14 protein-coding genes are annotated in these 20,194 nt (G+C 65.5%); 8 read left to right on the top strand and 6 right to left on the bottom strand.

Features of this window, described 5'->3' with window-relative positions:
- Positions 1-105 precede the first annotated feature (105 nt).
- Entirely contained in the window at positions 106-1,059 is a 954-nt protein-coding gene (locus A0W70_RS16090) for a homoserine kinase (RefSeq protein ID WP_070990129.1), read from the bottom strand.
- Positions 1,060-1,184: 125 nt separating this feature from the next.
- Between A0W70_RS16090 and polA the strand changes: the two genes are divergently transcribed.
- The 7 genes from polA to A0W70_RS16055 all read left to right on the top strand — a co-directional run bounded on the left by polA (position 1,185) and on the right by A0W70_RS16055 (position 11,665).
- A complete protein-coding gene (gene polA, locus A0W70_RS16085; RefSeq protein WP_070990126.1) occupies positions 1,185-3,902 on the top strand; it encodes a DNA polymerase I in 2,718 nt (905 codons plus the stop codon).
- A 148-nt stretch (positions 3,903-4,050) separates the two neighbouring features.
- A complete protein-coding gene (locus A0W70_RS16080; protein WP_070990124.1) occupies positions 4,051-4,545 on the top strand; it encodes a GspH/FimT family pseudopilin in 495 nt (164 codons plus the stop codon).
- The gene (gene pilV, locus A0W70_RS16075; RefSeq protein WP_070990122.1) at positions 4,545-5,033 is read left to right on the top strand and encodes a type IV pilus modification protein PilV; all 489 of its coding nucleotides are present in this window, start codon (positions 4,545-4,547) and stop codon (positions 5,031-5,033) included. The genes A0W70_RS16080 and pilV overlap by 1 nt, the downstream gene beginning before the upstream one ends.
- Complete coding sequence (locus tag A0W70_RS16070) at positions 5,030-6,037, top strand: PilW family protein (RefSeq protein ID WP_070990121.1); 1,008 nt, start codon at positions 5,030-5,032, stop codon at positions 6,035-6,037. The genes pilV and A0W70_RS16070 overlap by 4 nt, the downstream gene beginning before the upstream one ends.
- Before the next feature lie 17 nt (positions 6,038-6,054).
- A complete protein-coding gene (locus tag A0W70_RS16065) occupies positions 6,055-6,588 on the top strand; it encodes a pilus assembly PilX family protein (RefSeq protein WP_070990119.1) in 534 nt (177 codons plus the stop codon).
- Positions 6,589-6,626: 38 nt separating this feature from the next.
- Positions 6,627-11,159, top strand: a complete 4,533-nt coding sequence (locus tag A0W70_RS16060; protein WP_070990117.1) for a pilus assembly protein — start codon at positions 6,627-6,629, stop codon at positions 11,157-11,159.
- 74 nt (positions 11,160-11,233) lie between these two features.
- Positions 11,234-11,665, top strand: a complete 432-nt coding sequence (locus A0W70_RS16055; RefSeq protein WP_070990115.1) for a type IV pilin protein — start codon at positions 11,234-11,236, stop codon at positions 11,663-11,665.
- A 113-nt stretch (positions 11,666-11,778) separates the two neighbouring features.
- Here the strand turns inward: A0W70_RS16055 and ispH are convergent, their stop codons facing one another.
- The 5 genes from ispH to murJ form a co-directional block, all read right to left on the bottom strand.
- Positions 11,779-12,723: a 4-hydroxy-3-methylbut-2-enyl diphosphate reductase gene (gene ispH / locus A0W70_RS16050; protein WP_070990113.1), complete on the bottom strand. Its 945-nt coding sequence runs from the start codon at positions 12,721-12,723 to the stop codon at positions 11,779-11,781.
- 238 nt (positions 12,724-12,961) lie between these two features.
- Entirely contained in the window at positions 12,962-13,462 is a 501-nt protein-coding gene (gene lspA / locus A0W70_RS16045; protein ID WP_070990111.1) for a signal peptidase II, read from the bottom strand.
- Positions 13,455-16,259: an isoleucine--tRNA ligase gene (gene ileS, locus A0W70_RS16040; RefSeq protein WP_070990109.1), complete on the bottom strand. Its 2,805-nt coding sequence runs from the start codon at positions 16,257-16,259 to the stop codon at positions 13,455-13,457. The genes lspA and ileS overlap by 8 nt, the downstream gene beginning before the upstream one ends.
- A gap of 160 nt (positions 16,260-16,419) precedes the next feature.
- Positions 16,420-17,361 (bottom strand): bifunctional riboflavin kinase/FAD synthetase, encoded by a 942-nt coding sequence (gene ribF, locus A0W70_RS16035; RefSeq protein ID WP_070990133.1) that lies wholly within the window; start codon positions 17,359-17,361, stop codon positions 16,420-16,422.
- Between the two features lie 409 nt (positions 17,362-17,770).
- The gene (murJ, locus tag A0W70_RS16030) at positions 17,771-19,336 is read right to left on the bottom strand and encodes a murein biosynthesis integral membrane protein MurJ (protein ID WP_075109901.1); all 1,566 of its coding nucleotides are present in this window, start codon (positions 19,334-19,336) and stop codon (positions 17,771-17,773) included.
- A gap of 130 nt (positions 19,337-19,466) precedes the next feature.
- On the opposite strand from murJ, the gene rpsT reads away from it, so the two are divergent.
- Entirely contained in the window at positions 19,467-19,733 is a 267-nt protein-coding gene (gene rpsT, locus A0W70_RS16025; protein ID WP_070990107.1) for a 30S ribosomal protein S20, read from the top strand.
- The last annotated feature ends 461 nt before the right edge of the window (positions 19,734-20,194 follow it).

Raw genomic sequence — 20,194 nt, 5'->3', positions numbered from 1 at the left:
ATCGTTCCGGCACCGCTTGTCAGGGCGCATCAGGCCCACGGCGCGCGATCCCCGTAGCGGGCGGTGCGCCAGAATCCCGCCGTCAGGCGGCGGGCTTGGTGTGACTCAGGCCTCCACCAGCCGCCAAAGATCCGGCGCCGTCTCCCGCCGGGCGAGCAGGACCCCGCGGTACTCGTCCGGATCCTTCACGTGCGGGACCTCGGCCGGGCGCGGGAAATGCAGGTCCACCAGGCGCGACAGCCAGAAGCGCAGCGCGCCGGCCCGCAGCATCATCGGCCACGCCTCGCCCTCGGTCTGCACGAACGGGCGCCGTGCGTTATACGCATCGAGCAGCGCCCGCGTGCGCGCCGCGTCGAGATGCAACCGATCATCCGAGCACCAGTCGTTGACGGCGATCGCGACGTCATACAGCAGGCAGTCGTCGCAGGCGTAATAGAAATCGATCATGCCGGCGAGGCGGTCGCCATCGAACAGCGCATTGTCGCGGAACAGGTCGGCGTGGATGGTGCCGCGTGGCAGCTCGATACCGCGGAATGAGCGCTGATACGCGAGTTCGTCGAGCAGGATATCGTGATCGTCCGTATCCAGCAGATGCGCGATCTCGCGGCCGGTGCGGAACCACCATGTCGGCCCGCGCCCGTTCGGATGCCGTTCGCCGAACGACTGGCCGGCGACATGCATGCGCCCCAGGGCGTCGCCGACCGCCGCGCAATGCGTGACCTCCGGGGCCTCCAGCGTCCGGCCCGGCAGGCGCTCGATCAGCGCGGCCGGCTTGCCGTGCAGCGTCTGCAGATAGCTGCCGTCGGCGGCGGCGATCGGATGGGCGCAGGGGACGTCGTGCTCGGCGAGGTGCGCGGTCAGGTTCAGGTAGTAGGGGACTTCTTCAGCGGGGTGTTTCTCGAAGATCGTCAGGACGAACTCGTCGCGGTCGGTGGCGACGAAAAAATTCGAGTTCTCGACGCCATCGCGGATACCCGTGCACGAGTCGTAGCGGCCGACCTCGTAGCGGGCGAGGAACTCCCGGAGGTCGTCATCGGTAAGCGGTGTATAGACGGCCATCGAACGCCGGCGCCGAACGGCGGTTGCGGGACAAGCGGCGGAGTGTACCATCGAAGCCCCGCGCGGGCATGGCCCCTGGCGCGCGCGGGAGAGTAATCCGCCAACCGATCCCACCGGAGCACCGCATGGCCGAGAAGCCACCGCTGATCCTCGTTGATGGTTCGTCCTACCTGTATCGGGCGTATCACGCACTTCCGGCGCTGACCAACAGCGCGGGTGAGCCGACCGGTGCGGCCTATGGCGTGGTCAACATGCTCAAGCGGCTGCTGGCGGACTACGGACCGGAACGCATGGCGGTGGTGTTCGACGCGAAGGGGCCGACCTTCCGCAGCGAAATCTACGCCGAGTACAAGGCGCACCGCCCGCCGATGCCGGACGATCTGGCGAGCCAGATCGAGCCGCTGAAACACACGGTGCAGGCGCTCGGTCTGCCGCTGCTTTCGGTAGAGGGCGTAGAGGCGGACGACGTGATCGGGACCCTGGCCTGCCGTGAGCGGGACGATGGCGGCGATGTACTGATCTCGACCGGCGACAAGGACCTGGCCCAGCTCGTCGACGACCGGGTCACGCTGGTGAACACGATGAACCAGGAGACGCTCGACACGGCGGGCGTCGAGAAGAAATTCGGGATCCCGCCGGACCGGATCATCGATTACCTCGCGCTGGTTGGCGACACCTCCGACAACATCCCGGGCGTGCCGAAGTGCGGCCCGAAAACGGCCGTCAAATGGCTGTCGCAATACGGTTCGCTCGATGGCGTGATCGAGCATGCCGACGAGGTCGGCGGCAAGATCGGCGAGAACCTGCGGGCCGCGCTCGATGACGTGCGCCGGGCACGCGATCTGGTCACCATCCGCTGCGACCTCGATCTGGAAATGGGCCCGGACGATCTCACGCGCCGGGAGCCCGATACCGACGCGCTGCGCGAACTCTACGGCCGGATGGAATTCCGTTCCTGGCTGGAGCAGCTCGGTGGCGCAACCGGCGACGAGGCCACCACATCCGCGACCGAAGGCACCGATACCGCCGATGGACCCGACTACGAGACCGTCCTCGACGAGGCCGCACTCGACGCATGGATCGAACGCCTGGAGGCGGCCGAGCTGTTCGCGTTCGATACGGAGACCACGAGCCTCGAGGCGATGAGCGCCGAACTGGTTGGTCTGTCGTTCGCGGTCGAGGCGGGCCATGCGGCGTACGTGCCGGTCGCGCACAGCTACCCGGGTGCCCCGGAACAACTGGACCGCAAGTACGTGCTCGACCGCCTGCGGCCCCTGCTGGAGGACGAGCAGCAGGCCAAGGTGGGCCAGAACCTGAAGTACGACATGAATGTGCTGGCGAACCACGGCGTGACCCTGCGCGGCATCCGCCACGACACCATGCTCGAGTCCTACGACTTTGACGCGACCGCCACGCGCCACGACATGGACTCGCTGGCGAAAAAATACCTCGGCATGGAAACGACGCCGTTCAAGGCGATCGCTGGCACCGGCAAGAAGCAGCTCACCTTCGATCAGGTCGGGCTCGACGAGGCGACCCCGTACGCCGCCGAGGACGCCGACATCACCCTGCGGCTGCACGAGGTGCTCTGGCCGCGGCTGTCGCCGCTCGAAGGGCCGCACTATGTCTACGAAAACATCGACATGCCGCTGGTGCCGGTCCTCGCGCGCATGGAACGTACGGGCGTGGCCATCGACACGCACGTGCTCGATGAGCAGAGCCGCGCGCTGGCCGAGCAGCTGCGGGAGATCGAGAGCCAGGCGCATGCAGCCGCCGGCGGCGACTTCAATCTGAACTCCCCGAAACAGCTTCAGGAGATCCTGTTCGAGCGCCTGCAGATCCCACCGGCGCGCAAGACCCCGGGCGGGCAGCCCTCAACCGCCGAGGATGTGCTCGAGACGCTGGCCGGCGACGGCCACGAACTGCCGCGCCTGATTCTCGATTACCGTGGCCTCGCGAAACTGAAATCCACGTACACGGATGCGCTGCCGGCACGGGTGAACCCGCGGACCGGCCGCGTCCATACCTCCTATCATCAGGCCGTGGCATCGACCGGGCGCCTGTCCTCGACCGAGCCGAACCTGCAGAACATCCCGATCCGCACCGAACAGGGGCGGCGCATCCGCGAGGCCTTCACCGCCCCGGAGGGCTACCGGCTTCTGGCGGCGGACTATTCGCAGATCGAACTGCGGATCATGGCGCACCTGTCCGGTGACGCCGGCCTGCTGGCGGCCTTCGCCGCCGGACGCGACGTCCATCGCGCGACCGCCGCGGAGGTCTTCGGCCATACCCCCGAGCATGTGACGGACGATCAGCGCCGCGCCGCCAAGGCGATCAACTTCGGCCTGATCTACGGCATGTCCGCCTGGGGCCTGGCACGCCAGCTCGGCATCCCGCGCGGCGACGCCCAGGCCTATGTCGATCGCTATTTCGAGCGCTACCCCGGCGTGCGCGCCTACATGGACGCCACCCGCGAGCGCGCCCGCGAACAGGGCTTTGTGGAGACCGTCTTCGGGCGGCGCCTGTATGTGCCCGAGATCAACGCGCGCAACGGCCAGCGCCGCCAGTATGCCGAACGCACCGCCATCAACGCCCCGATGCAGGGTTCGGCCGCCGACATCATCAAGCGCGCGATGATCGACGTCGACGCCTGGCTGCAGTCGAGCGGCGCGGATGCGCGCCTGACCATGCAGGTGCATGACGAACTCATTCTCGAGGTACCCGAGAACGAAACGGACGCATTCGCCACCGCGGTCGCCGAGCGCATGGGTGTCGCGGCCGAACTCGCCGTGCCCCTGCTCGTGGAGACCGGCATCGGCCGGACCTGGGCCGAGGCGCACTGACCGATCGGTGTCCCGGGCCGAAGGCCCTCGGAAGTGAGTATCCGATGCTCCCCCTTCGCGGGGGAGTTACACGCCGTTCATCGTGCAATCGCCCCCGCTCAGAAAGCTTCCACTTTTCCCTGTGCGTGAGCGTGCTAGACACGACCCCATGAAACCGTTCCGTGGCTTCACACTCGTCGAGCTGATGGTGACATTGATCATCATCGCGGTTGTTCTGTCGATCGCGGTTCCGAACTTCCGCGACTTCATACAGGACAGCCGTGCGACCGCGGAAGCGAACAATATCGTGGGCGCGCTCAATCTGGCGCGCAGCGAAGCGATCAAGCGGAGTGAGACGGTCTCGGTCTGCGCATCGTCCGATCAGGCGACCTGCAACGGCGGCGGGGACTGGGACCAGGGATGGATCGTATTCGTTGGCGACAGCAGCTCTCTGGACGAGGTCCTGCGTGTCTGGGAGGCGCCGGGCGATGCGGTGACCGTCGGCAGCGATGTGGGCACGTTCAGTTTCGACAGCCTGGGTGAGGCGGAGGCGGGCGACGGCGAGTCGATCGATGTCGACTTTGACGCCTGCACGGAACCCTGGGCGCGGCGAATCGGGATCAATGCCGCGGGGCGCGTGAACGTACAGCGGGGGAACTGTTGATGAATCGTGGCAGGCAAAGCAGGCGCGCCACACCCGAACGCCGCACGCAGCGCGGATTGACCTTGATCGAGGTCCTTGTCGCCGTGCTGGTGATCGCCATCGGGCTGCTGGGGTACGCGGGCCTGCAGGCGACCTCGCTGCGCTACAACCATGGTGCCTACACGAGCACCCAGGCGACGACACTCGCCGTGGATATCGCCGATCGCATGCGTGCCAACCCGAACGCGGCGCGCGACGGCGCGTACGACCTGGGATTCGACGACGACACCAGCAGCGGTGGCGGCACCGTGGCCGCGAACGACCTGCATGACTGGCGGACCACACTGACCGATCTGCTGCCCGAGGGCACCAGTGCGGTCGACGTGGACAACGACGGCAATGCCCGTATCGATATCTGCTGGCTGGCCGACCGCAGCATGGATGCCCCAAGCCTCGAGACTGACTGCAGCGGCGATCGCAAGGTCTTCACCTACCGGACACGGATATGACCGCTATCGTGAACCGATATCCGCAGCACCAGCGTGGCTTGACCCTGGTCGAGATCATGGTCGCTTTGCTCATCAGCACCATTCTCGGCGTCGGGGTGGTGCAGATTTTCAGTGGCAGCAAGCGCACCTACGACTTCCAGCAGGCGCAGTCACGCATCCAGGAGAACGGGCGCTACATACTGGAGGCGATCGCCCGCGATCTGCGGATGCTCGACTACAACAGCTGCGCCGGCCGAACACCGCAGCAGAACAGCACGCTCAATGCCACGGACGACGGGCAGGACGGAAGCGGTGAAGAGGCCCTCATCGGCTATGTCTACGCGGACGGTGACTGGGACGTCACACCGAACCAGAACGCGGGCATCGGTAACCCGATGGATCCTTCCCATGCCCTCGAGCTCGAACGGCCCGCGGACGGCATGGTGCAGACGACGGACCACCAGCCCAGCGGCGCATCCGTCGTCCTGTTCGTCAACGACCCCGGAAGCATCCAGGTCTGTGACATCGTTCAGGTAACCAACTGTCGAACCACGACCACCACGCAGATCACGAACATCCCGGCCTCCGGGAACCAGCTCCAGACACAGACCTCCGGTTGCAGCCCCGGTAACGCCACCCAGAATCTGGGTGATGACTTCAGCAACGCCCAGGTCATGCAGCTATCCCGGCGCACCTATTACGTTGACGACGCCGACGGCGACGGGTACGGCCAGCTGATGCGCGTCCTCGACAACGGCAGCACGACCGACGAGCTGGTCGAGGGAATACACGACCTCGAATTCGAATACGGCGTGGACAGCAATGACGACAAGCAGATCGAAAGTTATGAGGATCCGGGGACTATCTCCGACTGGTCGGAGGTCATCGCCGTACGCATGATGTTGACCATGGTCAGCCGCGACGACGTGCTCGATGAGCCGCACCCGTTGGCCGCGAATAATGACGATCTGCGGCTGTATCACGTATTCAATCGCACCGTAACCCTGCGCAATCGGATGCCGTGATGTCAGGAAATCGCTACATGTCGGTGAAAGTCCGCCGCGGTTCAGAAACCGGTCAACGTGGCGCCGCTCTGTTGATCGCGCTGGTGCTGCTGCTGGTGCTGACGATACTGGGTGTCACCGCGATGCAGTCAACCAACATGCAGGAACGCATGGCGGGGAACCTGCACGCCCGTACGGTCGCGTTCGAAGCGGCCGAGGCCGCCCTGCGCGATGGCGAGGCGTATCTCGATGATTTCACCGTGCCGCCGTCGCCCACCGGGGAGCAGGGTTTCTATAGCGAGGCTGACTACGGTGATGGCGAGGATCCCCAGTGGGAACAGGTTGACTGGGATGACGACGACGAGGTCCGGACGGTCTCGGTCGACGGCACGTACAACGGTGCCCGCTATATCGTCGAGGACATCGAGGCGTTTCAGGGCACGGGCAACGTATTCATCCCTGGAGAGGCCGACCAGGAACAGTACATGTACCGCGTCACCGCGGTGGGTACGGGCGTCGGGCCCGACGCCACCGTGATGCTGCAGAGCACGTTCAAGTACGGCGAAGAGTAGCGCGTAGCGCGCTGCCGCGTACGGGGGAGAGATCAGTCATGCACAAGGGACTCACGATTTTCCGACGCACGGCGTCGACCGCGGCCGCGCTGCTGGCGCTGGCGGCCCCAAGTGCGGTGATCGCCGACTTCGATATCTCGGACGTGCCGCTGTTCATCACCGATGGTGCAACGCCACGCGCGCTGCTCAACATCTCCAACGATCATCAGCTCTATTTCGAGGCGTACCCCGATTACGCCGACCTCGATGGGGATGGCAAGGCCAACGACACCTACACCCACGAGTTTGATTACTACGGGTACTTCGATTCCCAGCTGTGCTACGGCTACTCTGGCGGCGTATTCGAGCCCGTGGCCGAGAGCGACGCGGACAATTACTGCTCGGGCGATCAGTGGAGCGGCAATTTTCTGAACTGGATCTCCATGGCTCGGATCGATGCCGTGCGCAAGATCCTCTACGGCGGCTCCCGCTCGACCGACGAAAGCAATCGTACGGTCTTGGAACGCACCTATCTGCCCAACGACGCGCACTCATGGCCGCGCTATTACAACAAACCCGACCTGCCCAAACTGTCTCCGTTTGCCTTGCCGGAAGCGACAAGCGGGTTCAGTAACAGTTCGCGCAACGTGGATACCAGTATCAAGTGGTTCGACGACAGCGGGCTCAGTGGCGGCGACGTGGATACCGGTGATCAGCTGGTTCTCGTGAGCGAGAGCTCCGGCGCCCGCATGGTGGGAGTGGTAACGGAGATCCGCGACACTGATGACCTCCGTGTCGCGGTCAGCCGCGCGGAGGGCAGTGGTGCGTACGACGACTGGAACATCGAAAACCGCACGCGCGCCGGTGTGACCTTCTGCAACACCACGGTCGATGACGACGGAAACTATTCGCAAAATGTCGACGACCCTCCGTTGATTCGCGCCGCCGCAGGGGATTATCGCCTCTGGGCCGCCAATGAGCGCTGGCAATGCCGCTGGTTCGAAGAAAAAGGCCGCACCGGGCACTCCAGCATGCAAATCGGTGGCGAGAGTTTCTCCAACGGCAATGACGCCGGGATCACCGGGATTTTCTCCAACAGCGACAATCCGCGCCGGGATACCTATGGTCTCGGCGAGAATGACTATATCGCCCGGGTGCAGGTCTGTGCGGACGGTTTCGTCAACTCGGATGACTGCAAGCAGTACCCCGATGGCAACTACAAGCCTGTCGGCCTGCTGCAGGAATTCGGCGATGAGGATCGCCTGCATTTCGGCATGTTTACCGGAAGTTATGAGCGCAACAAGTCCGGTGGCGTACTGCGAAAAAACATCGGCACCATTACCGATGAGATCAACACGGGAACCGATGGCACATTCGCCGCGCCGCCGGACGACGGGTCCATAATCGGCAGTCTCGACCTGCTGCGCATCTACGGCTACAACCACGACGACGGTCTCTACAACGACGGCGATGATTGCCCTTTTGGTATCACGTCTTTCAGTGAGGGGGACTGCTCGAACTGGGGCAACCCGCAGTCGGAGATGCTGCTGGAGAGCCTGCGTTATCTCGCCGGTGCCGATAGTCCCGATTTCGGTTTCAGCGGGGACGATAAGCTCGATAATCTGGAAACGGCGAGCTGGGCGGACCCGTATAGCGAAGACAACTTCTGCGCGCCCACCAATGTCATCAACTTCAACGCGTCGGTCGCCTCCTACGAGGAGGATGACTATGACGGCCTGAGCGACCTCCCGGATGCCGGAAGCAGCGTCAGCGACCTGACCGATGTGGTCGGCGAGGGTGAAGGCATCCACGGCGAGGACTGGTTTGTCGGCGAAGCGGGGACGAACGACAACCAGCTCTGCACCGCAAAGAACGTTTCGTCGCTCGGCGACGTGGCCGGGCTCTGTCCCGAGGCGCCGCGTCTCGAGGGCACCTACCACATGGCCGGGCTCTCACACTACGCGTGGACCAATGATCTGCGCCCGGGGCTGGAGGACGATCAGTCCGTGAAGACCAACGCCGTGTCACTGGCGGCGGCGGTACCGCGGATCGATATCCCGCGGCCGGGAGAGAGCACGCCGGCGGTGACCCTGCTGCCCGCCTGCCGCAACGCGAACGGCAGTAACTGCGCTTTGGTGGATTTCCGCGTCGTCTCGCAGGATACCGACGCCGGTACCGGCTCGTTCTTCGTGCAGTGGGAAGACAGCGAGCAGGGCGGCGACTACGACATGGATCTGAATGGCATTCTGAGCTATCAGATCACCGATAGCGAGATCACGGTCACGACCAACGGCTTCGCCGAATCGAGCGATCAAGCCCTCGGATTCGGCTATGTTATCAACGGGACAAACGGCGACGGGTTCCGGGTGCACTCTGGCAGCAACGGCTTCAGCTACGCTGATCCGTTTTCTGCAGAGTTGGGCTGCACGGACTGTCAGGTGAGCGACCCTCCGACCTCGGTTACCTACTCCATCGGTGATTCGGATGCCGATCTGCTTGAGCCACCGCAGTATTACGCGGCCAAGTGGGGTGGCTTCAACAAGGACAAGGACTTCCCCGATGACAGCAGTTCCTGGGATCCGGACGGTGACGGCCTGCCGGACAACTATTACTTCTCCACGAATCCCGCCCAGCTCGCCGAGGACCTGTCCGAGGCGTTCCAGGAAGTGGCACAGACGCGCGGCTCATCCGCCGCCGTGGCAACGAACTCGACGCGCCTCGACACGGGCACGCTCATTTACCAGGCCCGCTTCGACAGCGAGGACTGGAGCGGCCAACTGCTGGCCCTCGACGTGGACACGAGCGACGGCAGTGTCGACACCGGTGACCCCGTCTGGGACGCGGCCAATCTGATTCCGCCCGAGGCGACACGCAACATCGTCACATACGATGCGGTCAATGAGACCGGCATCGATTTCGAGTGGGCTGATCTGAACACGCAGCAGCAGGACGCGCTTGATCAGGACATCGAGAACAATGACGATGGCCTCGGTGAGGAGCGGCTTGAGTACCTGCGTGGAGACCAGAGCGATGAGGCGCAGAACGGCGGCGATTTCCGTGATCGCTCTGGCCCGCTCGGCGACATCGTCAACTCCGATCCGTTCTATGTCGGTACGGGCAACTTCGGCTATTCCCGCCTGGATGCCGCGGACGGCGGCTTCGATGTCTACCGATCGTTCCTGGAAGAGAAACAGGATCGAACCGAGGTGCTGTATGTCGGCGCCAACGACGGGATGCTGCACGGCTTCAATGCGGAGACCGGTGCCGAGGTCATGGCCTACGTGCCGAACGACACGTTTGGCGGGCTCAGTAATCTGACCTCGCCGGACTATGAGCACCGTTACTATGTTGATGGCTCGCCCCGTGCCGGCGATGCTTATCTGGACGGCGACTGGCGCACCATACTCGCCGGCGGGATGGGCGCCGGAGGCCGGGCCATCTTCGCACTCGATGTCACCGAACCGGATACGTTCGGATCCGGCGACGTACTCTGGGAATTCACGGATCCGGAACTCGGCTTCACCACGAGCCAGCCGTACGTGGTGCGCATGAATGACGATGAGTGGTATGTGATATTCGGCAACGGTTACAACAGCGCCAGCGAGCAGGCGCGACTGTTCCTCGTGCCGCTGGAGAATCCCGGCAACTACGTCGAGATCAACACCGAGGCGGGGGGTTCCGGCTTCGATTCCAACGGACTGGGCGGCATCACGCCGGTTGATATCGATGGCGACCGGACCACGGATTACATCTATGGCGGTGACGCACAGGGTAATATGTGGAAGTTCGACGTCAGTGATGGCAACACGAATCAGTGGGACGTCGCCTTCAGTCAGGGAAATACGCCTGAACCGCTGTTCACTGCCGAGGGGCCGGACGGTGACCCGCAGCCGATCACCGCGGCGCCCGAGTTGGGACCGCACCCGGATGGCGGCGTGATGATCTACTTCGGTACGGGCAAATTCTTCGAAGTGGGAGACAATGAGCCGAGCAGCGCGTCGCAGGTGCAGAGTTTCTACGCGCTGCATGAGCCGGATCCGAGCAATGGCGAACAGATCGACGATCGCGACACCGATCTGCAGGAGCAGACCATCATTTATGAGGGCAGCCCGGACGGCGTCTCTGACGAATTCCGTGTCACATCGGATGAGGAGGTTTCGGACAGCCAGCGCGGATGGTTTATCGACCTCAAGTCACCCGTGAATGGCGCCGAAGGGGAGCGGGTGATCACCCGTGCCACGCTGCGCAATGACCGCATCATCTTCGTGACCAATATACCGTCACAGGAGATCTGCAGCTTCGGCGGCGACAGCTGGATCATGGAGATGGACGCGGTCAATGGCCGGCGCCTGGAAAATGCCGTGTTCGATGTCAATGACGACGGCAGTATCGATGAGTCGGACCTGATCGAAGGCCAGGGTCATTCCGGTGGCGTCAAACTCGACGATCTCGTCACGCAGCCGGCGATCCTGGATACCCAGGGTGATACGGAGTTCAAGTATCTGAGTGGTAGCTCCGGCGACATCCGCAAGAAAGAAGAGGCGTCGAGCGCGGCCGACCTGGGCCGGCAGTCGTGGCGGCAGCTGCGGTGAGGTTGTTCGGATCGCACCGCCCGGGTGGAATGTCGTGCAGGCGGCGCAAAGGGATTGAACGGGGGAAATGTACGATGGTCTTGAAGACATTCAGCGCGGACGTCAGGGCGTCGCGGCGGCAGCGCGGCTTCACGCTGATCGAGTTGATGATCGCTGTGGTGATCCTCGGCGTACTGCTCGCCATTGCCGTCCCCACGTACCAGGATTATGTGGAGGACGGGCGTCGTACTGACGGCCAGAATGCGCTGCTGGACACGGCGCAGCGGCTTGAGCGCTGCTTTTCGACCTACGGCACCTACAATGACGCCGATTGCGGTGTCGACGACGATCTGCCGGAAGCGTCGAATCAGGAGTTCTATGAGATCGATTTTGCCGCTGGTGAGCCCACCGCAAGCACCTTTGAACTGGAGGCCACGCCGCAGGGCGTACAGACAAGCGACGACTGCGGCACGCTGACAATCAGCCACACCGGCGCCAAGGGCGCGGACGAGGATTACTGCTGGTAGGCCGGTCGCCGGTCTGACGCGAGCGGTTTCACGCCTTTACTGACGGCGAGGGGCGTCTCGCTGAGGGGCTGCGAAGATCCACCGGTGGCCGCTTCGGCCGACGACCGGTGCCATTACGGCGTCGCGGCGCGCATCGCTCGCGGCAGGTGGAAAACGACTTTCTCCTCGACCCCGGTGCCGGCCTCCTGCGTGCGGCCCCCCTCCTTTTCCAGGCGCTGGATGACTTCCTGTACAAGAGACTCCGGCGCGGAGGCGCCGGCGGTCACGCCGACGTGCGCCGTGTCCCGGAGCCAGTCCGGCTCGATTTCAGCCGCGTCGTTGATCAGGTAGGCGCGGCAGCCGAGTTTCTCCGCGAGTTCACGCAGGCGGTTCGAGTTCGAGCTGTTGGCAGCGCCGACGACCAGCATGACCTCGGCCTGTCGGGCCAGACTCTTGACCGCTTCCTGGCGGTTGGTGGTCGCGTAGCAGATGTCTTCCTTCTTCGGTGTGGCCATCGCCGGGAAGCGCTCGCGCAGTTTCTCGGCGATGTCGGTCGTATCATCCACTGACAGCGTCGTCTGGGTAACGACCGCGAGTTTCTCCGGGTCGTTGACCTCCACCTGCTCCGCGTCGGCGACCGTCTCGATCAGGCGGATCTGGCCGCCGTAACTCGTATCGAAGCGGCCCATCGTGCCCTCGACCTCGGGATGGCCGTCGTGGCCGATCAGGAGGACGTCGCAGCCCTGGCGCGCGTAGCGGTTCACTTCCATGTGCACCTTGGTGACGAGCGGGCACGTGGCGTCGAAGACATGCAGTCCACGACGGTTGGCCTCGTCTTCCACGGCCTGGGAGACGCCGTGGGCGCTGAAAATGACGGTGGCATCGTCCGGGACGGCGTCCAGTTCCTCGACGAAGACGGCGCCTTTTTCGCGCAGGTCATCGACTACCCGGCGGTTGTGGACCACCTCGTGGCGCACATAGATGGGGGCGCCGAACATATCGAGAGCGCGCTCGACGATCTCGATGGCGCGGTCGACGCCGGCACAGAAGCCGCGTGGCTTGGCGAGCAGGATTTCCATGGACGCGCCTCCGGGGCGCGGGCTGAAGGTCATACAGTATAACGCCGCGCCCCAGTGTGGCCCAACAGGCGCGGTGGGAGTGCCGCACGGGTGGGCCGGGCGATCGCGAGCAAGCTCGCTCCTACAGGAGAATCCCCACCGCGCTGGCAGGAATCATGTAGAAGCGAGCTTGCTCGCGATCCGCTGGCCCGTAATCCGGCACCCTGTCCAGGCCGTTGGAAGGTCTCCGGAGCCGGTATCATGACCGCCCCAGCAGCCCGAACACGATCAACAGCACGGCACCACAGCTGATCGCCGCGTCAGCGATGTTGAAGGCGGGCCAGTGCCAGCCGGCGACGTGGAAATCGAGGAAGTCGACGACGTAGCCGAGCCGCACGCGGTCGATGAGGTTGCCGATGGCGCCGCCGAGGATCAGGGCGAGGCACAGCCGGGTCAGCCGCTCCTCGGGGCGTAGCCGCACGAGCCAGATGGTAATGCCGACGGCGATCACGGCGGTGAGGCCGACGAAGAACCAGCGCTGCCAGCCGCCTGCGTCCGCGAGAAAGGAGAACGCCGCGCCGGTGTTGTGGAGCAGCGTCAGGTTGAAAAAAGGCAGGACCTCGACGGGGCGGTAGAGTTCCAGCGCGGAAACGGCCCAGATCTTGGTGATCTGATCCAGGAGCAGGATCACCGCGGCCAGCCCGAACGCTCGTGCCGCGGGTCCGCCGATTGCACGACCGCCGCCGGCCGCTTCAGGCATGGGCGCGGCGCTCGCCGTCGCCGGCGATGTTGGTCACGCATCGAGCGCAGATGTCCGGATGGTCCGGGTCACCGCCGATATCAGGGCGGCGATGCCAGCAGCGGGCGCATTTTTCGTCCCCGCTGCGCCCGGCCGCGATCCACACCTCGTGACCATCGGCCTCATCCGCCACCGCGTCGTCCGGCCGCTCGGCGGCCGGGGCCACTGCCGCCGCCGAGGTCAGCACGACGAACCGGAGTTCGTCGCCGAGCCGGCTCAGCGAATCCCGGACCGGGGCATCGCAGTGGACCGTTACCGCGGCGTCCAGCGCGGAACCGATCGTGCCCTCGTTGCGCAGGGTCTCGAGCCGTCGCGCGACGGCCGCCCGGACCTCCTTGATCCGGTTCCAGTCAGCCCGGTCCAAGGCGGCGTCTTCCGCCAGCGGGAACAGGCCCTCGTACCACTCGGCCTCGAACACGCTGCCCGAACGCGCACCCGGCATATGCTCCCAGATCTCGTCGGAGGTGTAGGAGACGATCGGTCCCAGCCAGCGCACCAGCGCCTCGAGGATGTGCTGCATCGCCGTCTGCGCCGAGCGCCGGGCATTGCTGTCGGCCGGGGTCGTGTAGAGCCGGTCCTTGAGCACATCGAGGTAGAACGCGCCCATGTCGACCGAGCAGAAGTTGTGCACGGCCTGGTAGACCCGGTGGAAGTTGTACGCGTCGAACGCGCGCCGGACTTCGTCCTGCACCGCGAGCGCACGGTCCACGGCCCAGCGGTCGAGGTCGACCATGTCGCTGGCGGCGAGGCTGTCGCGGGCCGGATCGAAATCGTGCAGGTTCCCGAGCAGGAAGCGGGCGGTATTGCGCATGCGCCGGTAGGAATCGGTCATGCGCTTGAGGATCTCGTCGGAGACGGCCATCTCCGCGCGGTAATCGGCCGCGGCCACCCACAGCCGGATGATATCGGCGCCCAGCGTCTCCATCACGGTCTGCGGCGCGATCACGTTGCCGAGCGACTTCGACATCTTGCGGCCGTGGCCGTCGACCGTGAAACCGTGGGTCAGTACACCCTCGTACGGCGCGCGGCCACGCAGCGCGATCGATGACAGCAGCGAGGACTGGAACCAGCCGCGGTGCTGGTCGGAGCCCTCCAGATACAGGTCGGCGGGGGCGCGCAGTTCCTCGCGCGTCTCCAGCACGGCCGCGTGGGTGACGCCCGAATCGAACCAGACGTCGAGGATATCGCTCACGCGGTCATACGACTCGGCCTCGTCGCCCAGCAGCTCGGCCGGGTCGAGATCGAACCAGGCGTCGATCCCGCCCTGCTCGATGCGCTGCGCGACCGCCTCGATGAGCTCGCCGGTCCGCGGATGCAGTTCACCGCTGTCGCGGTGCACGAACAGCGCGATCGGCACGCCCCACATGCGCTGGCGCGAGATGCACCAGTCGGGGCGATTGGTGACCATGCCCTCGATGCGCGCGCGGCCCCAGGCAGGCGTGAACGAGACGTCCTGGATGGCCTCCAGCGCACCCTGGCGCAGTCCGTCGTCCATCGAGATGAACCACTGCGGCGTGGCGAGGAACAGCACCGGTGTCTTGTGGCGCCAGCAGTTCGGGTAGCTGTGCTCGTAGGGCACGCGGCTGAGCAGTGCACCGCGCTCGCTCAGAAGATCGCAGATCGGATCGTCCGACTTGCGCACGTGGATGCCCGCCACATGCGGCGTGCCCTCGGCGAAGACGCCGTCGCCGCGGACCGGATTCACCACGGGCAGTCCATACTCCAGGCCGACCTCGTAGTCCTCCTGGCCGTGCCCGGGCGCGGTGTGCACGCAGCCGGTGCCCGCTTCCAGGGTGACGTGATCACCGAGGATGACCGGGACGTCGCGCTCATCGAACGGGTGGCGCAGACGCATGTGCTCGAGCCTGGTGCCGAGTGCGTGGCCGACCGTGCGGCCGTCGATGTCATAGCGCAACAGCGCCGGCTCGACCAGGTCCGTGGCGAGCACGAGGAGCTCGTCACCGGTGTCGACGAGGCTGTATTCGAGCTCGCGATGCACGGCGACCGCCTGGTTGCCCGGCAGCGTCCACGGCGTCGTGGTCCAGATCACCAGCGACACCGGTCGGCCACCGGCGTCGACGCCGAATGTGTCCGCGAGCGCCGCCGGGTCGACCGCAGGGAAGCGCACATCGATCGCGGCGGAACGCTTGTCCTTGTATTCGATCTCGGCCTCGGCCAGGGCCGAGCCGCATTCCAGGCACCAGTGGACCGGCTTCAGGCCCTTGTAGACGTGGCCACCGTCGATGATCCGCCCGAGCGCGCGCAGGATCGCCGCCTCGGTGCGGTACTCCATGGTCAGATAGGGATGATCCCAGTCGCCGAGTACGCCGAGACGCTTGAAGTCCTCGCGCTGGTTGTCGATCTGCTCCTCGGCGTACGCCCGGCAGGCGCGCCGGAAGGCGTTGTAACCGAGTTCGGCGGCCTTGCCGTGTTTCTTCTCGACCGCGTGCTCGATCGGCAGGCCGTGGCAGTCCCAGCCGGGCACGTAGGGCGCGTCGAAGCCGGACAGGGTCTTCGATTTGACGATGATGTCCTTGAGGATCTTGTTGACCGCATGGCCGATGTGGATCGACCCGTTCGCGTAGGGCGGCCCGTCGTGCAGGATGAATTGCTGCCGCCCGGCGCGCGCGGCCCGGATGCGCCCGTAGATGTCCTCTTCCTGCCAGCGCCGCAGGCGTTCCGGCTCGCGCTTGGCGAGGTTGGCCCGCATGGGGAAGGCCGTGTTCGGCAGGTTCAGCGTCTGTTTGTAATCGCTCACGTGATGTGGTCCTGCGGTCTACCCGATCCGGTGCGGCGACCGGAATTCGCGGCTGTCGATCAGGGTGGCCCGGATGCACTCCCCAGGGCCGCGTCGTTGTCCCCCGGATCACGGCTGTTGCCTGCATCCGGGCTACGGTTTATCCGTTACCGCCTGGTATCTATGCGGTGATGCCGCGCTGCTGCAGTATCTCGCGCGCGCGGCGTGCGTCGTCGTGCATGCACTCGATCAGCTGGTCCAGCGATTCGAAATGCTCTTCCGGGCGCAGCCGTTCCACGAGCTCGACGGCCAGGTGCTGGCCGTACAGGTCGCCCGAGAAGTCGAACGCGTAGACCTCCAGCAGCGGTCGCGTGCCCGCCACGGTCGGCCGCCAGCCGAGATTCGCCACCCCGGGCAGTCGCCGCCCGTCGGGCGTGCATGCTAGCACGGCGATCACCCCGGTCAGCGGCAGCGGGTAGCCATCCAGCGGGATGTTCGCGGTCGGGTAGCCCAGATCCCGGCCCAGCTTCTGGCCGTGTACCACGCGTCCGCGCATCGTGTAGGGCCCGCCGAGCAGTTGCGCCGCAGCGTCCAGATCGCCCGCGGCGAGCGCCTCGCGCACCCGCGTACTGCTGACGCGCGCCCCGTCGAGCTCGTACGTCGCAGCCGCTTCCACGCCGAAGCCGAATCGTTCGCCGGCCGCCGCGAGCGTCGAGAAGTCGCCCGCCCGCCTGTGGCCGAACCGGAAGTCGTCGCCGATGACGAGGTGGCGTACGTCCAGCCCCGAGATGAGGAGGTCGTCGATAAACGCCTCCGGCGACAGGTCGGTCAGGGCGCGGTCACAGCGCAACACCAGGACCCGGTCGACCCCGAGGCGCTCGATCGCCGCCAGCTTGTCGCGCAGCCGCGACAGCCGTGCCGGCGCGCGCTGCGGATCGAAGAATTCGCGCGGGTGCGGCTCGAATGTCACCACGCAGCCCGGCACGCCGAGCGCGCGGGCGCGCGCCATCAACTGCTCGATCACCGCCTGGTGGCCGAGATGGACGCCATCGAAATTGCCGATGGTGACGGCGCAGCCCCGGTGGCGCGGTCTGAGATTGTGACGGCCGCGGACCAGTTCCAAGGCAAGACTCCGGCATGCGCGCGAACCGCGCATTATAGGGCAACAGACCGTCCGAATGCGCGGTGCGATCCGGTTCCCCGTCCTCGCCAGAACAGCCGGAGCGCCGGGGGGCAAAAAAGGCGGGTTCACGCAGAGCCGCAGAGCCCGCGGAGTAATGCTGGGAACGAGGGATCAGGAGGCAGGCCGGCGCGAGTGATCAGACGGGTCAGATAGCTGCGCGTGCTGGTGAGCCGAACCTTAACGCTTTATATCTTTGCGCCCTCTGCGGCTCTGCGTGAACCCGCCTTTTCCTGACATCCTCGCCGGTATGCGTCAGGATCGCGGCAGGCGTAGGCGCGTTTTCGCCGAAGGCGAACGCGCGCATTCCGGTTTTTCCCGGGACTCGGGGCTCTGGATCCGGATCCAGCGCTTAAGGCCGCAGCAGATGACGCGGTCGCAGGCCGGTGAGCAGCAGCGTGACGAGATAGACCAGCCCCCCACCCCCGATCAGCAGGGCCAGCCGGCCGCTCTTGTCGAGCCAGTCGAGATCGCCCCAGGCCGTCAACGGCCCGCTGAAGGTCAGCAGCACCGCGCCCATCGCGGCGGTTGCAAGGCCCACGCGCAGGGCGAACACGGCCCAGCCGCCGGCGGGATGGAAGACGCCCGCGTGGGTCAGGCGTCGATAGAGCATCCATGCGTGCCACCAGCCGGACATCGAGGTTGCCAGCGCCAGACCCGCGTGCGGCGCATGGAAGCCGGTCCATACGGCCGTACCGACCAGGATCACGTTGAAGATCATGTTGATGCCCAGCGCCGCGGCGCCGATCCGCATCGGCGTGCGGGTATCCTGGCGCGAGAAGAAGCCGGGCTGCAGGATTTTGATCAGGAGAAACGCCGGCAGCCCGAGGCCGTAGCCGACCAGCGCGATCGCCGCCATCGAGGTGTCCTCTGGCGTAAACCGCCCATAGCCGAACAGGGTGGCGAGGATCGGCCCGGCGAGCAGGATCAGTCCGGCGGTCGCCGGCACACCGATCACGGCGATCAGGCGCAGGGCCTGTTCCATGGTCAGGCGAAACCCGTCCGGGTCGGTGCGGGCGTGCTGCGACGACAGGCGCGGCAGCAGCGCCGTCCCGAGGGCCACGCCGAACACGCCCAGCGGAAACTCCAGCAGGCGGTCGGCGTAATAGAGCCAACTGACGCTGCCGGCCTGCAGCAGCGAGGCGATCAGGGTATCCAGCAGCAGATTGATCTGGGCGACCGAGGCCGCGAACAGGGTCGGGATCAGCAGGGCGATCACGCGCTGCACCCCCGGATGCCGCCAGCCCCAGCGCGGCCGCGGCAGAACGCCGATCTTCGCCAGGAACGGGATCTGGAACGCGAGCTGGGCGATGCCGGCGATGAACACGGCCCAGCCGAGCGCGTGTATGGGAATGTCGAGCTGCGGCGCGCCCCAGAGCGCGCCACCGATCAGACAGATGTTCAGCAGCACCGGCGTGAAGGCCGGCACCGCGAAGCGGGAGAAGCTCTGCAGCATCCCACCGGCCGCCGCCACCAGCGAGATGAAGAACACGTACGGGAAGGTCAGGCGCAGCAGGTCGCTCGCGAGGTCGTAGCGTGCCGGGTCGTCGTAGAAGCCGGGCGCGAAGATCAGCACCAGCACCGGCGCCGCGGCCACACCGACCGCAGTGATCAGTCCCAGCACACCCGCGAGCGTGCCGATCACGTGGTCCGCGAGGTCGCGCAGCGATTCGAGGCCGTGGCGCTCCTTGTACTCCGTGAACACGGGCACGTAGGCCTGGGTGAAGCCGCCTTCCCCGAACAGGCGGCGCAGGAAATTCGGGATCCGGAAGGCGACGAAAAAGGCGTCGGTGGCGATCCCGGCACCGAAAACCCGGGCCAGCACCATGTCGCGGATGAACCCGAGCACCCGTGACAGGAGGGTCATCGCCCCGACCGTGCCGCCCGTCCGCCAGACGCCGCCGCGTCCCTCGCTCATCGCCATTCGCCCCGCCAACCGCAAAGCCGCGCAGTGTAGCAGCCGAATGCCGGATACGCGTTGACAGGCGGGCGGCAGATGGACATAATTGCGCGCTTTCCGCGAGCCGGACCGATTCGGAGCAGTAACCGTGGCGAATACCCCGCAGGCACGCAAGCGCGCACTTCAGAACAATATCCGCCGTGACCGGAATCACGGGCATCGGTCGCGCATGCGCACTGAAGTCAAGAAAGTCATCAAGGCGCTGCGGCGCGGCGACCGTGAAGGCGCCCAGGCCGCTTATAAGAGCGCGGTGCCGCTGGTGGATCGCATGGCCGGCAAGGGCCTGATCCACAAGAACCGGGCCGCCCGCTACAAGAGCCGCCTGAACAAGCGCATCCACGAACTCAACGCCTGAGGTCGCAGACAACGCTGCGAAAAAGCCGGCCTTGTGCCGGCTTTTTTGTGCGCGTTCGTCAGGGAAGAGTCGTCAGCAGGATCTGAGCTGTGGTTTGGGTGCTCGCCAAGGCGCGGAGGGCGCCAAGGGACGCGAAGAACTGCGAAGTTGCAAGCCTGATTTTGTAGGAGCGAGCTTGCTCGCGAATGTGCCCGCACTGCGCTCGGGGGCCAAAGAAGCCCCGCCGACACCGCGGTGGTCACCGCTGGCCGTAGATTCATCCAACTGTTCTGCGGGCACGATCGCGAGCAACCTCGCTTGTATGTTTAGCCCGGCAGGTGCAGAAAGGGCCTGTCGGGGGCGGAGGGACGAAGCTCGGATCTGACGTAGGCGCGTACAGACTGTAGGAGGAATCGTCCCGCCCCCTCACCCAGAGCGCCGATCAGGAATCCATCGGCCGCGGCTGCGGACCGACGATCGTT

Source organism: Halofilum ochraceum (genome assembly GCF_001614315.2).
Classification (GTDB): Bacteria; Pseudomonadota; Gammaproteobacteria; order XJ16; family Halofilaceae; genus Halofilum; species Halofilum ochraceum.
This window is presented reverse-complemented; position numbering and strand designations above follow the sequence as displayed.

Coding starts and splice junctions, on each gene's coding strand:
- A0W70_RS16090 (WP_070990129.1), bottom strand. CDS start 1,059: ATGGCCGTCTATACACCGCTTACCGATGACGACCTCCGGGAGTTCCTC.
- polA (WP_070990126.1), top strand. CDS start 1,185: ATGGCCGAGAAGCCACCGCTGATCCTCGTTGATGGTTCGTCCTACCTG.
- A0W70_RS16080 (WP_070990124.1), top strand. CDS start 4,051: ATGAAACCGTTCCGTGGCTTCACACTCGTCGAGCTGATGGTGACATTG.
- pilV (WP_070990122.1), top strand. CDS start 4,545: ATGAATCGTGGCAGGCAAAGCAGGCGCGCCACACCCGAACGCCGCACG.
- A0W70_RS16070 (WP_070990121.1), top strand. CDS start 5,030: ATGACCGCTATCGTGAACCGATATCCGCAGCACCAGCGTGGCTTGACC.
- A0W70_RS16065 (WP_070990119.1), top strand. CDS start 6,055: ATGTCGGTGAAAGTCCGCCGCGGTTCAGAAACCGGTCAACGTGGCGCC.
- A0W70_RS16060 (WP_070990117.1), top strand. CDS start 6,627: ATGCACAAGGGACTCACGATTTTCCGACGCACGGCGTCGACCGCGGCC.
- A0W70_RS16055 (WP_070990115.1), top strand. CDS start 11,234: ATGGTCTTGAAGACATTCAGCGCGGACGTCAGGGCGTCGCGGCGGCAG.
- ispH (WP_070990113.1), bottom strand. CDS start 12,723: ATGGAAATCCTGCTCGCCAAGCCACGCGGCTTCTGTGCCGGCGTCGAC.
- lspA (WP_070990111.1), bottom strand. CDS start 13,462: ATGCCTGAAGCGGCCGGCGGCGGTCGTGCAATCGGCGGACCCGCGGCA.
- murJ (WP_075109901.1), bottom strand. CDS start 19,336: ATGAGCGAGGGACGCGGCGGCGTCTGGCGGACGGGCGGCACGGTCGGG.